We start from the raw sequence: 12,762 nt of genomic DNA on the forward strand, positions 1-12,762 counted from the left end.
GACTAGATGTCGTAGCCGTAGGAGCGGATGAGCGCCTTGATGTTCTGACTTTGAAGCAGCTTCATCAAAGCCACCGCAGCCTCGTTGTTCGCGCCCCGCTTGAGCAACACCGCGCCTTGCTCGATGGGCGCATACAGGTTCTGCGGCACCACCCACATCGAACCGCCCTTGAGCCTGCCCCCTTCCAGCACCTGCGACATCGCCACGAAGGCAATCTCCGCATTGCCAGTGAACGCAAAGTTGTAGGTCTGACCGATGCTCTCGCCCTGCACCAGCTTCGGTGTGAGCGCGGCCGTCAACCCCAGCTTGTCCATCGTCTGCATGGCGGCCGCGCCATAGGGCGCCGTCTTGGGGTTGGCCAGCGCCAGCTTGCGAAACGCGCCACCCTTCAACACCGCGCCCTGTAAATCTACCCTGGCCGCATCGGCCGACCACAGCACCAGCTTGCCCGTGGCGTAGGTGAAGCGGCTGCCCGGCTGCGCCAAGCCATCGGCTTCCAGTTGCGCGGGCGTCTTGGTGTCGGCGGCCAGCATCGCGTCGAACGGCGCGCCGTTCGTGATCTGCGCATACAGCCCGCCCGTGGCACCCACGCTGATCTTCAGCGTGTGGCCAGTGGTCTTCTGCAGCACCGCCGCAATGGCCTTGATGGGCTCGGCAAAGTTGGCCGCCACGGCAATCTGCGCTTCGGCCGCGTGCAACGTGCCACTGGCCACGGCGGCGAGCGCAAACAGAGGCCAGCGCAGAAGAGAACGTGCGAACATCGGGCCGCTCCTTGTCAAGAGAACTCGCTATTCCAATCCGGAATAGCGGTGCGAGTATAGGCCCTTGAGAAAACCCGTGGCTTCCACACGAAAACCTTCCACCCGAAGTGCAGCCAAAAATGCATTGACCACGCTGCCCCAGGCTCTGGCCGACAGCAGCGGCGACAAGCGCCTGGACGTTCTGCGCCAGATCGCCGCCGGCCACTCCATCTCGCAGGCCGCACGCGAAGTGGGCATCAGCTACAAAGCTGCGTGGCAGGCCATCGACACCCTGTCCAACCTCAGCGGCCAGCCGCTGGTGGAACGCACCGTAGGAGGCGTGGGCGGCGGCGGCGCACAGATCACCCCGCACGGCGAACAACTGCTGAAGCTGGCCGACGCACTGGCCCAGGCGCGCCAACAGGTGTTGTCGCGCTTCTCGCAAGGCATGCAACTCGCCAGCGGCTTCGGCTTGCGCACCAGCATGCGCAACCAGTTGCCCTGCCGCGTGCTGCAATGCGAACCCGCTTCGCCCGACGACCCCATGGTGTGGGTGCAATTGCGCACACCCGGTGGCGCCGCACTCACGGCCAGCGTCACGCGCGAAAGCGCTGATCTGCTGGGCCTGGCGCCGGGGCTGGAGGTGTTGGCGCTGTGCAAGGCCACGGCAGTGACCGTGCTCAGCGCGGCGCGAGCCGCGAGCGCTGCAAAAGGAGATACCGCAGCGCAGCAGTGTTCACTGGAAGGCCGCGTGGACCGCGTGGCCAAGGGTGCCGACCGCGATGAGGTGGTGATTGCGCTCGAAGGAGGAGGGCATTGGGTGGGCTTTGCGCCGCATCCGTTCACGGCGCGTGTGGGTGCGCGCGCGGTGGCGACCATGCCTTATGCGGCGTTGGTGGTGGGTTTGCCAGGTTGATCGCGCCCCCCGGGCGCTGAAAGCACTCATGGCTTCAGGGCAAAGCCTGCAATCTGTTTGTAGTTGTCCGAAATCGCTCGCAGCTCTTCCTGGCTGATGAGGTCGTCGATGTGGCTGAACGGTTGGCCCCCGCTGAGTTCATCGGCCTTCATGATGATGAAGTCCGGCGGCAGTGTGCGGTTGGTCTCCACCACCTTGGCCGTGGGTCCCATTCGCAGCGCTTCGTACCGGCGAAACGCCGCCGCAGGATCGTCCGGCGAGCCCGCCATTTCGTCGGCGAGCGTGCGGGCATCGAGCAAGGCCTGCGCAGAACCATTGGAGCCGCGCGGATACATCGGATGGGCTGCGTCCCCCATGAGCGTCACGCGGTCGAACGACCACTGCTGCAAGGGGTTCTTGTCGACCATGGGGTACTCGAACACCTTCTGGGCAGACCCGATCAAGGCGGGCACGTCCAGCCAGTCGTAGCGCCAGGACTCGAACACCGGGAGAAAGTCCTCGAGCCGGCCGGGTCGGTTCCAGTCGTTCATGGCGCCATTCGGGTCGCGGATTTCCGCCACCCAGTTGATCAGCTGGTTCCCCTTGCCATCGACGTTGTCGACGATCGGGTAGATCACCATCTTGCCGGTGTCGATGGAGCCGATGCGGATGTAGCTTTTTCCGGTGAGGATGGGCTTGTGCACGCTCACGCCTCGCCACGTGTTGATGCCCGCGTAGCAGATGCGATCGTCCGGATAAAAATGCCGCCGAATCGTCGAGTTCACGCCGTCGCACGCCGCCACGACGCCGGCGTTCACCTGCACAGGCTCGCCCTGACCACCTGCTTCAAAGCGCAGCGTCGCGCCACCCTCGACAGGATCAATGCCGATGCACCGGTGCCCCACATGCAGGCGATCCGCACCGAGCCGCTGCACGGCTGCGTTCCACAGCACGCGGTGAAGCTTGCCACGGTGGATGCCGAGTTCGGGCAGTGCGTATCCCGCGTGGCGTCCGCGCGGTTCGGCGTAAACGAACTGCCCCCACCGGTTGTAGAACACGCTCTCCAGGTTTTCGATGGCCTCGGCTTCCAGTTCCGCCGTCAGCCCCAGCGCATCGAGTTCGCGCATGGCGTGTGGCAGCAGCGTGATGCCGACGCCGATTTCCTTCACCTCGGGTGCCGCCTCGAACACGTCGCAGACCTGTCCGCGCTGGTGCATGGCGAGCGCGAAGGCCAGTCCGCCGATGCCGCCGCCGACCACGGCGACCGGGATGTCTTTATCGCGTGTCATTCGGCCTTGATGCCCTGGGATTTGATGAGTGCGGCCCATCGATCCGCGTCCTTGGCCACCAGGCGCCCGAACGCGTCGGGCGTGTTGCTCGCCGGGTCCATGCCCTGGCCGGCAAACGCCTTCTGCACGTCTTCGCTGCGAAGGATGTCGTTGATCTCACGGTTGAGCGTGGCGATCTGCGCTGCCGGCATGCCCTTGGGCGCGAAGATGCCGTACCACATGTCCACGTTCACATCGCCGGCCTTGGCTTCGCTGAGCGTGGGCACATCGGGCAGCAATGGATGGCGTTTTTCACTGCCGATGCCCAGAGCCACCAGGCGGCCCGAACGCACCTGCGGCAGCGCCACGTGGATCGGCAGGAACATGGCGTCGACCTGACCCCCGAGCATGTCCGTGACGGCAGGGCCGGTGCCACGGTAGGGAATGTGCGTGAGGAACACCTTTGCCGTGGTTTTGAACAGCTCCATCGACAGGTGGTGCGGTGTGCCCACGCCCGGCGAGGCGTAGTTGAGCTTGCCGGGGGCATTGCGCGCCGCCGTCACCAGATCGGTTGCCGTCTTGAAGCCAGAGCGAGGATGGGTGACCAGAATGAGTTGCCCCCAGCTCGTGAGGCTCACAGGCTCCAGGTCGCGCACCGGGTCGAAGCTCAGTTGCGGATACAGGCTGCGGTTCATCACCAGGGTGTTCACGCTCACCAGCAGCGTGCTGCCGTCCGGCGCGGCGCGCACCACGGCTTCCGTGCCGATGTTGCCGGACGCGCCGGCCCGGTTCTCCACCACCACCGGCCGCTTGAGCCTTTCCGACAGCTTGGGACCCACCGTCCGTGCGATCAGGTCGATGCCTGTTCCCGGTGTGAAGGGCACGATCAGTCGAATCGGCCCTTCGGCCGGCTGCGCGGCCGCCAGGCCCGCTGCCACCACGAGCCCCAGGGCCGCCACGGCGCGTCGAATCTTCGAGTTCAGGATGGTCATGGAAACGGCTCCTACTGTTAGCATGCTTCCTATTGTCCTGGGTCGAAAGACGGTGCACATCCGTAAAATCCCGAAGCCTGCCCAACAAGCCATGCCTCATTTCGACATCTACCAGCGCCCAGGTTTCCTGCTTCGCCGAACCCACCAGATTTCAGCGGCCGTGTTCGAAAACGCGTGCGCCGAAGTCGCACTCACGCCCGCCCAGTACGGCGTGTTGACCGTGCTGGCCGCTGAACCGGGCATCGATCAGACCCGCCTTTCGCGGGCCTTGGCGTTCGACAAGGTCACCGTGATGCGCGTGGTCAAGGGCCTTGAAGACCGAGCCCTGGTCAGGCGCGAACGATCCACGGTCAGCCGGCGTCAGATGAATCTCAACCTGACGGAGGAGGGGCGCAGATTGGTCGAAGCGGCGCGCGAGCCGGCGGAGCGGGCCTACCAGAAACTGCTGTCTCCCCTGAACCCCGCGCAGCGCCGCCAACTCATCGAACTGCTGAGCGCGATCACGGAAGGCCTGAGCGATGAAGCGCGTGCTCCGTTTGTGCCGCTCGAATTGAAAGCAGAGACCGCGAGACCTAGCCGGGCCAAGCGGTCACGATAGCGGACCTCTGCGCAGAGCCACAGATCGTGGATACATGAATGCGAAACCGCCTCGCCCGACGACCCCATGGTGTGGTGCAACTGCGCACTCAGTTCGGACAGAGCGATGGACTCGTCTATGGTCAGCCAATCATGCTCAAGTGTGGCGGCAGGTTTGCGTGTGTTCCGAGGTTGCCAAAGAGAGTTTGCTTAGACCGCAGGAATCAACCTTGGATTGATTCCATATTTTGAAAGTTCATGCTCCTCGATTGGATAAGCGTGGTAGCAATTTTTGTGATGCCGACGGAATAGCAACACTCTTTCCCCTGCAACTGACCTTGCACAGAGGCAGTCCTGCCCTCTTACTTCAACTGCAACATCCAACATTGATTGAATGGCAGTATCGTCAAGTAGGTCTGGGAGTCGAGATCCGTATCCACAAGCAGAATCATGTTTATCGTTCTTCTCGTATATTCGCCGTGTCGCTTCACAAAGAGACAAATACTCATCCGCGCCCAGGCGTGCCGGAAGTACCTTTGATACGACTTCCTCACTTGTCAAATGTGCATGTCCTACCGGCCAAATCAGACCATGTGAAAGTACGTGTCCATTGATCGGCTGCTCAAATGCGTAAATAACCGCAGTCCGACACTCGAGGGAAACTCCCGCAGAAAAATGAGGTCGCGAGGCGATGTCCGGAACAATATTTGAGGGGCTCATCTTAGGTGTGTAAAGGCGCCGCGCCTCAGAAATTCTTGCTAGAAAAGAATACGTGGCACGCAGGAAATCGGTAAAGTTACCAGTGCTCGAAAGTTCATCCGCCGGAAAGTCATTTATCACAAGCTCTGCAAGTCTTGAACTTAATACAAGCTCATAAGTTGTGCGGTCTATGACATCAAACAGAGTCATTAGGTCACCGACCAGCTGCCAATAACTGCGTTCGTCGCTCCTAAAGTGCTCGCGGTCCCACACGAGAAGTGCAGGGTCAAAAACCAATGTTTCTGATGGCATGAATCATTCTGCCGGCAAATTTTTACGGCGGTCCGCTTGGGCGCGGACTAGAGCTCGAACATCTTCATCATATTGATCAAAGAAACCTACAGGCCACTTCGCGAGTGAACCAGTATCAAATAACTTCAGTCTCTCGTAGTTAGTACCTTCTTCGCTGGGATTAACAAAGGTTAAGTTGATTCTGTCGGCCAGCGAATTAGATTCATCCTCTGCAACTCTTCGTCGTAGCCGATTAATGAAATGATCGCTGTGAGTTTCAACCAAGAACGAAACATTAGATACCGACCGAACGAAATCAAATAGCCAGCTTTGAACTTTTGGATGCAAATGAATCTCGGGCTGCTCAAGAATTATTATTCGTCGACCTGGAGTAGACCTAAGGCCTTCTACCAAGATCGGGAAAATCTGACTCACCCCAAACCCTACATGCGTAATTGGAACGATCCCACCATCCCATCCCTTAAGTGATACTGAATAGAGATGACGGTTTGTCTTAGCTCGGGTAACTCGAACCTCCTTGGCGAGACCAAAGACTTCACAAAGCCAGTAGTTAACTGCCTCTTTGAGATTCCCATTCCGCACGATCGCTTCTGCTCGGGTTCCCATGCCAAACCTTATGTATTGAACATGGTCTTCTGCGTGCTTGGAAAGTAAAAATGCAGCATTTTCACCCTTATTCCCAATGTGGTCGATTAGATCGTCATCGTGGTAATAAAATTCTTTGGGTTCTTCTCGAAGAGGTCCGATGTAAGAGATTCTTTCAAACGCAGAATGTAAAGAATTTCGTATGTAGTTCATCAAGGGCGAAAAAGATACATACTCGCTTTCACTTGGTTCGATATCCAGTTCCAAAGGGAAGAATGCTGTGTAGCCAACCTTTCCATCGTATGATCGTCCCCCATTACTTGGGTGTTCTTGGCTACCTATGCCGGAGGTTTTAAACTTGATTCGACGAAAGAAGAATTGATCAGCGTTCGTTTTTAGCGTGTGGGATTTACCGTGAGATTTTCGTGCAATTGTGAGAGATATATTCCGATCAGCAATGATTTCAATTTCAAACGAACTCACGACTATTCTGTTCGTTGGCTTCTTGAATTCTGCGACCACCCGCACCTCCTTAACATCAGCTAACTCCGTGCCTAGCAGGCCAGGCACCCGTCGCTTCCCTGCGAATACCTCAAGTAATCGTTCATCTAGATCGGCTCTTTCGAGGACTATCGCAACCTTGAAGGACTTAACTCCCGGCGAGCGCCGGATAACGTTTTCGAATCTACCGAGGGAAATGTACGGTTTGTTCAGTTTCAGGGGTGTTTCCGGTGATCGTGCCTCCAGCGATTGTTTAAGCAACATGAGCAATTGAACAAGCGAACTTTTTCCACCGCTGTTGGTTCCTGCCAATATAGAAATTTGCTCCAAGCAAAAATCCTCGATTCTGGCAATCCCTTTGAAGTTCTCTACTGTTATTCGCATATTACATCCTTTGTGGGTATATGTTATTGGGTTTCCGGATGCGATTGGCTAGGAATTGTGCATAAAAGTTATGCCGCTTCAGCGGTTAGCCACTCGCGCGATCACGATCGCGCTTGTCATACAAATGCCGCTGAAATCCCACAAACACACGACGCACTTGATCGGGATTGCCCAACTCGACAAATGCGTTTGAAATCGCGCTGTATTTCAGCTTCAGCAGTGGCGATAGCTTTTCGGCGTCTAGCTCCTCCACTCCCTGCCTGACGTACTGCGCAAGCACGAAGTCGATAAATGCCTGCTGCTTATCGGAAAGTTGATCGGCCACAGCCGCCAGTCGGGCCGCGATCGCGCGATCGGCGCGGGAAATCGGATCCGCGCCGTACGACACATGCGCAAGTACGTCGTACAGGTCGCTGTTGTCGGCCTCGATGACCTTCTGCATCTCGGTCAGTTGATCGCGGCCGAAGCCTTTGTCTGCCAAACCAGCCAGGAGCGTCTTGCGCGTATCCGGCGCGCTCCAAAGCTTGCGCAATTCGTCCTCATCCTTGAAGAACTCTGGAAGCACGCCAAACAAGACTTCCAAGAACTGTGTTGCTGACATCGGCGTCCCGTCGGCACTCCAGAACGTCGTGGCCGTCATGTGTTGAAGTCGTCGGAACTTGCCATCTGCCAGCTTGACCGTGATCCTTTCAGGCCGTGGTGGTGGCGGAGGAGGTGGCGGCAACGGCGGTCCAGGCGGACCGGCTGGTGTGGGCGGAGGCCTAGGTGGCTCAGGCTCCAACGGCTCGCCGTCCCACTCCGGGTCACTGAAATGGTGGTGCGCCTTTACGAAGTCCAGAATCGTGAAGTAATCCTTGCCGTCGTAGAGGCGCGTGCCCCGGCCAATGATCTGCTTGAACTCGATCATCGAATTGACCGTCCGCATCAGCACGATGTTGCGCACGTTGCGCGCGTTCACGCCGGTCGACAACTTCTGCGAGGTGGTGAGGATCGTCGGGATGGTCTTCTCGTTGTCCTGGAAGTCGCGCAGATCCTGCTCGCCGCGAGCACCGTCATTGGCGGTCACGCGCACGCAGTAGTTCGGCTGGGTGCTGGTCTTAGTCTGGTTGATCAGGTCGCGCACGGCCAGCGCATGCAACTGCGTGGCACAAAAGACAATGGTTTTCTCGCGCTGGTCAATCATCCGCATCATCAATTGCACGCGGTAGGCCTCACGCTCCTTGATCTCGATGATGCGGTTGAAATCCTTCTCTTCGTAGCGCTTGCCGGCCTCGACCTCGCCGGCCGTCACTTCGTCGTCGGGCGTGTAGACGTATTCATCCAAGGTGGTTGCAATCTGCCGCACCTTGAACGGCGTCAGGAAGCCATCTTTGATACCTTCTTTCAACGAGTACTGGTACACCGGCTCGCCGAAGTAGGCGTAGGTGTCGGTATTGATCGTGCGCTTGGGCGTGGCTGTCAACCCTAGTTGCACTGCAGGTGCGAAGTACTCCAGGATTGCGCGCCAGGAACTCTCGTCCTTGGCTCCGCCACGATGGCATTCGTCGATCACGATGAAGTCGAAGAAGTCGCTCGGGTAGTCGCCGAAATAAGGCGAATCGCCGGGACCGCTTATGAAGGTCTGGAAGATCGTGAAGAACACGCTGCCGTTTTTCGGCACACGCCCCTTCTTCCTGATGGCGTCCGGGTCGATGCGCACCAGTGCGTCTTCGGCAAAGGCCGAGAAGTCGTTATAGGCCTGGTCGGCCAGGATATTGCGGTCGGCCAGGAACAGGATGCGCGGACGTCGCGTCGGCGCGTCGGCGTTGCCATCCTTCCAGTCGTTCAGGTTCCAGCGGCTCTGAAAGAGCTTCCACGCCAGTTGGAAAGCGATGAAGGTCTTGCCAGTGCCTGTTGCCAGTGTCAGGAGAATGCGGTCGCGCCCGTCAGCGATTGCGCCGAGCACGCGGTCGATGGCGATGTCCTGGTAATAGCGCCCCTGCCATGTGCCTCCCTTGTCTTCAAAGGGTACGGCGGTGAAGCGATCGCGCCATGCATTGGCAACGGCGAAGGTCTTTGCCCAAAGCTCATCTGGGCTGGGGAAGGCCGCCACTGCGCCCTCGGCCCCTGTGGTCATGTCGATGCCGTAGATCGCCTGCCCGTTGGTCGCGTAGGTGAAGCGCACGGCCAGCTTGGCGGCATATGCCTTGGCCTGCCCGACGCCCTCGGTGTAGGCCGTATCCCAGGCTTTGGCCTCGATCACCGCCAGCTTGGTGTTGCGGTAGACGAGCACGTAGTCCGCAATGTCAGCCTTGCCGCGCTTGCCAGCACCCAGCAGCCTCCCGTTCGTGAGGCGGTGCTCGCGAAGGACTCGGCTTCCATCAACGACGCCCCAGCCGGCGACCTTCAAAGCGGGGTCAAGATGTTCGGCGCGTGTTTCGGCTTCGTTCATGGATGATGCTTCCTCCCAAAAGCAGCACGGCAATGATAGGCAGTCTCGGGCTCGCTATAGCAAGGACGTCTGGCCGCCCACGTATTTGCCGGATCCGTCGGGCACCAGGCCCTTGGATCGAATCAATGCAATTGCCTGCCGGAACTTGCTTTCTGGAATGGCGAGTTTGTCGGCGTGCCATCCGTCTCTTGCCTCCCAAATCAGGGCCGCGTCCGTGACTTCAGTGCCGTCGATCAGCAGGTTGTTCCATGCCGCATGCAAGGTTGCCAAGACTTCAGCATCCATCGTGTCCATGGGCACCAACAAGTCAATGACTGACTCGATCCGGGAAAGGTCAGCGCCCAATACCTGCGGAGCCTTGGTCAGCAATTGATCGAAGGCAGGGAGCTTCTTGAAGTCGTAGCCGCCTTCGCGCTGCACCATCTCGAAGAAGTCATTCCGCTTCGCCCATTCTTCTGCCCTGAGCATGTGCAGGAAATCGTTCGGGCCGGCGGCGTCCTTCATGGGTTGGCGGCCTAGGTCCACCTTGGCAATGGCTTCCACCAGATGCAGCAGCTTCTGCTCCTTGACGTGACCGAATGTCCTTTCTCGTTGCTGCCGCTTGTGCCGTTCGTAGGCGAGGGCGATAACGTTGGCCGAGTACTCTGGGGAAGTCGTTTGAAGCGCCAGCACAGCGGCGATCGGCTTGGTCTTGGCGGATGTCAGCTGGCCGGTGAAGGCTTGGTGGAGCAGGGTCTTCTTGAGTTCGTCGAGGGCCGCAATCTTCCGCCCGTAAATAGCTCCCAGGCTTCTGGTCTCCTCGCGCATTGCGTCGAGCTTGGCCACGGCTTCAAGCTGCTGGTGAAGACCTGGAAGCGGAAGTAGCAAGTTCTTCGAGTCCGGCACACGCATGTGCTGAACCGTGGAGCCGGAGGCTTTGGCGTGAATTTGGCGCTGAAGCGGCTCGGACTGCAACGCGTACAGCAGGAATCGAGCGTCGAGCTTGGTCGGCTCCGCCCGATACGAGACCAGACGTTGCCCAAGAAATACCGGCTCGTCGGATTCCAGCATGCCAACCTCGCCCATTGGGGCTTCCCGGGTCAGAATCACATCACCTCGACAAGGCACCTGACGTCGCGTCCAAACCTTGTATACATCTTCGGACACATAGTTCACAGAGGCCAGGCTGACTACACCGTTCCGCACATTGGTGGTGCGCATCATCTTGTATGGGGTAGCTTCTGAAGCCGTTGGCGCGGTCTTATTGACGCAGTCCATGATGGACTGGCAGGCATCTTCAATCCGAACCTGAGACCAGTCTGCGCTAAAGACCTGCGCCAAAACACTCTCGAACAGCTCCCGAGCGTTCAGCCGCTTTTTTTCGGCGTGGGCCCTGGCCGTGGCGATGCCTTCGAAGGCATCATCGAGGATTGCGACGATGCGGCGCTGCTCGGGCATCGGCGGCAACGGAATCGGATAGCTCTCGACGAACTCCTTGGTGACCCTCTTGTGACCCACCGCGCCGGTCATGGTCCGTGCGCCATCTTCCAAGAACGCCGGGCGTGCAAGAAAGTAATAGAGAAACTCTGAATCTAGTGTTGAGGTCGGCCGCAATACGATGTACTCGCTGGAGCCGAAGCCAACACCGTTCGTCAAACCGCGCGCTACGCCCAGCTTGCCGTTCTCGAAGCACGGCGTGATCTTCGCTAACAAAACATCTCCATCGGCAAAGTAGGTATAGCTGCCACTCACCTCGCCGAGGCGGCGAGTCTGACGCGGCTGCATGTACTTCACACCAATGCCCAAGTCCTCCATCGGAGCGAAGGAAACCTCTTTATCGTCGGCGAGCTTGGCCTTAGCTTCAGATTTCGGCGGTCTGATCGTGCAAACCTCACCAAGCGTCTTAACTTTCCACTCAGCCATCACGCCACCAGTTCCCGAATCCTTGCCAGCACTTCCGCGCTATCGGCATCAAGCGCAGTGATCTCGTCGATGATGTCTTGCGGCGTGCGTAGCGCGACCTCATTTCCACCGTTCGGGTTCTTCACCGACAGGTCACAGGTGGCGGTGGCTATGCCCGGCAAATCCACCGACCAACTCTGCGCCGAGTCGGCAAAGGTCTTCTGCCGCTCGACGAAGTTGACTAAGTCGTCGTCATTCAGCGGGTTGGTCTTGCCCATATTGCGGCCTGGGTTCAACTGATAGAACCAGACCTTGCGCGTGGGTGCGCCTTTCTCAAAGAACAGCACGACGGTCTTGACGCCGGCGCCCTGAAAAGTGCCGCCGGGCATATCAAGTACCGTGTGCAGATTGCAACTTTCCAGCAGCAGCTTGCGGACGCTGGTGCTGGCGTTGTCGCTGTTGGAGAGAAATGTGTTCTTGATGACGATGGCCGCCCGCCCGCCTGCCTTCAGCGACCTGATGAAATGCTGCAGGAACAAGAAGGCGGTCTCGCCGGTCTTGATCGGGAAGTTCTGCTGGACCTCCTTGCGCTCCTTGCCGCCGAACGGCGGGTTCGCGAGGATCACATCGAAGCGGTCGCGCTCCTGGATGTCGTTGATGTTCTCGCCCAGGGTGTTGGCGTGAACAATGTTGGGCGCCTCGATGCCGTGCAGGATCATGTTCATGATCGCGATCACATAGGCGAGGCTCTTCTTCTCCTTGCCGTAGAACGTGCGTGTCTGCAGCGTGGCGAGATCTTGCGTGGTCTTGGCCTTGGCGCTGAGGTAGTCGAAAGACTCACACAAGAATCCGGCCGAGCCGCAGGCACCATCGTAGATGCGCTCGCCGATCTGCGGGTCCAGGACCTTGATCATGGCGCGGATCAACGGGCGCGGGGTGTAGTACTCGCCGCCGTTGCGGCCGGCGTTACCCATGTTCTTGATCTTGGCTTCGTACAGGTGCGAAAGCTCGTGCTTTTCGGTTTGTGAACGGAAGCGAAGTTCGTCCACCAGGTCGATCACGTCGCGCAGGTTGTACCCGCTCTGCACCTTGTTCTTGATCTCGCCGAAGACCTCGCCGATCTTGTATTCGATGGTGTTGGGGCCGCTGGCTCGCTGCTTGAACCCAGCCAGATAGGGGAATAGTTTGCCGTTGACGAACTCGCGGAGGTCATCGCCCGTCATCGCGGCGTTGTGGTCAAGGGCGCCTGAGGCATCGCGTGGGGCAGCCCAATTGCCCCAGCGGAATTGCTCAGTCAAGATATAGCTGTAGGTTCGACCTTCCAGCGCGGCTTCACCAGCCTTGTCATGCTCCAGCGCTTCGAGGTACTTGAGAAACAGGAGCCACGATGACTGCTCGGTGTAATCCAGTTCGCTGGTGCAGCCCGCATCCTTGTGCAAGATGTCATCGATGTTCTTGAAGGTTTGCTCGAACATTAGCCTCGCCCGCCCATATAGTG

The 12,762-nt window shown here is 58.8% G+C and carries 10 protein-coding genes; 2 read left to right on the forward strand and 8 right to left on the reverse strand.

Going from position 1 to position 12,762, the window contains the following annotated elements; genetic code table 11:
* Positions 1–2 precede the first annotated feature (2 nt).
* Positions 3–761, reverse strand: coding sequence for a molybdate ABC transporter substrate-binding protein (gene modA, locus ACTIEY_RS06560; protein WP_439518317.1), 759 nt, complete (start codon positions 759–761; stop codon positions 3–5).
* Positions 762–885: 124 nt separating this feature from the next.
* On the opposite strand from modA, the gene ACTIEY_RS06565 reads away from it, so the two are divergent.
* Positions 886–1,656 (forward strand): TOBE domain-containing protein, encoded by a 771-nt coding sequence (locus ACTIEY_RS06565; protein WP_439518318.1) that lies wholly within the window; start codon positions 886–888, stop codon positions 1,654–1,656.
* A 26-nt stretch (positions 1,657–1,682) separates the two neighbouring features.
* Here ACTIEY_RS06565 and ACTIEY_RS06570 read toward each other — a convergent pair whose 3' ends face one another.
* Positions 1,683–2,906, reverse strand: coding sequence for a flavin-dependent oxidoreductase (locus ACTIEY_RS06570; RefSeq protein WP_439519414.1), 1,224 nt, complete (start codon positions 2,904–2,906; stop codon positions 1,683–1,685).
* Between the two features lie 14 nt (positions 2,907–2,920).
* Positions 2,921–3,895 (reverse strand): tripartite tricarboxylate transporter substrate binding protein, encoded by a 975-nt coding sequence (locus ACTIEY_RS06575; RefSeq protein WP_439518319.1) that lies wholly within the window; start codon positions 3,893–3,895, stop codon positions 2,921–2,923.
* On the opposite strand from ACTIEY_RS06575, the gene ACTIEY_RS06580 reads away from it, so the two are divergent.
* Complete coding sequence (locus ACTIEY_RS06580; RefSeq protein ID WP_439518320.1) at positions 3,894–4,493, forward strand: MarR family winged helix-turn-helix transcriptional regulator; 600 nt, start codon at positions 3,894–3,896, stop codon at positions 4,491–4,493. The two genes, ACTIEY_RS06575 and ACTIEY_RS06580, sit on opposite strands and share 2 nt — an antisense overlap.
* A gap of 188 nt (positions 4,494–4,681) precedes the next feature.
* Here ACTIEY_RS06580 and ACTIEY_RS06585 read toward each other — a convergent pair whose 3' ends face one another.
* The 5 genes from ACTIEY_RS06585 to ACTIEY_RS06605 all read right to left on the reverse strand — a co-directional run bounded on the left by ACTIEY_RS06585 (position 4,682) and on the right by ACTIEY_RS06605 (position 12,739).
* A complete protein-coding gene (locus ACTIEY_RS06585; RefSeq protein WP_439518321.1) occupies positions 4,682–5,482 on the reverse strand; it encodes a hypothetical protein in 801 nt (266 codons plus the stop codon).
* 3 nt (positions 5,483–5,485) lie between these two features.
* Complete coding sequence (locus tag ACTIEY_RS06590; protein ID WP_439518322.1) at positions 5,486–6,952, reverse strand: DUF3696 domain-containing protein; 1,467 nt, start codon at positions 6,950–6,952, stop codon at positions 5,486–5,488.
* An 85-nt stretch (positions 6,953–7,037) separates the two neighbouring features.
* Positions 7,038–9,383 (reverse strand): EcoAI/FtnUII family type I restriction enzme subunit R, encoded by a 2,346-nt coding sequence (hsdR, locus tag ACTIEY_RS06595; RefSeq protein WP_439518323.1) that lies wholly within the window; start codon positions 9,381–9,383, stop codon positions 7,038–7,040.
* A gap of 54 nt (positions 9,384–9,437) precedes the next feature.
* A complete protein-coding gene (locus ACTIEY_RS06600; protein WP_439518324.1) occupies positions 9,438–11,285 on the reverse strand; it encodes a restriction endonuclease subunit S in 1,848 nt (615 codons plus the stop codon).
* Complete coding sequence (locus ACTIEY_RS06605) at positions 11,285–12,739, reverse strand: N-6 DNA methylase (protein WP_439518325.1); 1,455 nt, start codon at positions 12,737–12,739, stop codon at positions 11,285–11,287. Before ACTIEY_RS06605 ends, ACTIEY_RS06600 begins: the two co-directional genes overlap by 1 nt.
* Between the last annotated feature and the right edge of the window lie 23 nt (positions 12,740–12,762).

This window comes from Hydrogenophaga sp. (assembly GCF_051858985.1).
Taxonomy (GTDB): Bacteria; Pseudomonadota; Gammaproteobacteria; order Burkholderiales; family Burkholderiaceae_C; genus Hydrogenophaga.

What these genes read in the sequence shown, in the direction of transcription:
- modA (WP_439518317.1), bottom strand. Translation starts at nt 761, where the DNA reads ATGTTCGCACGTTCTCTTCTGCGCTGGCCTCTGTTTGCGCTCGCCGCC.
- ACTIEY_RS06580 (WP_439518320.1), top strand. Translation starts at nt 3,894, where the DNA reads ATGGAAACGGCTCCTACTGTTAGCATGCTTCCTATTGTCCTGGGTCGA.
- ACTIEY_RS06575 (WP_439518319.1), bottom strand. Translation starts at nt 3,895, where the DNA reads ATGACCATCCTGAACTCGAAGATTCGACGCGCCGTGGCGGCCCTGGGG.
- ACTIEY_RS06585 (WP_439518321.1), bottom strand. Translation starts at nt 5,482, where the DNA reads ATGCCATCAGAAACATTGGTTTTTGACCCTGCACTTCTCGTGTGGGAC.
- ACTIEY_RS06590 (WP_439518322.1), bottom strand. Translation starts at nt 6,952, where the DNA reads ATGCGAATAACAGTAGAGAACTTCAAAGGGATTGCCAGAATCGAGGAT.
- hsdR (WP_439518323.1), bottom strand. Translation starts at nt 9,383, where the DNA reads ATGAACGAAGCCGAAACACGCGCCGAACATCTTGACCCCGCTTTGAAG.
- ACTIEY_RS06600 (WP_439518324.1), bottom strand. Translation starts at nt 11,285, where the DNA reads ATGGCTGAGTGGAAAGTTAAGACGCTTGGTGAGGTTTGCACGATCAGA.
- ACTIEY_RS06605 (WP_439518325.1), bottom strand. Translation starts at nt 12,739, where the DNA reads ATGTTCGAGCAAACCTTCAAGAACATCGATGACATCTTGCACAAGGAT.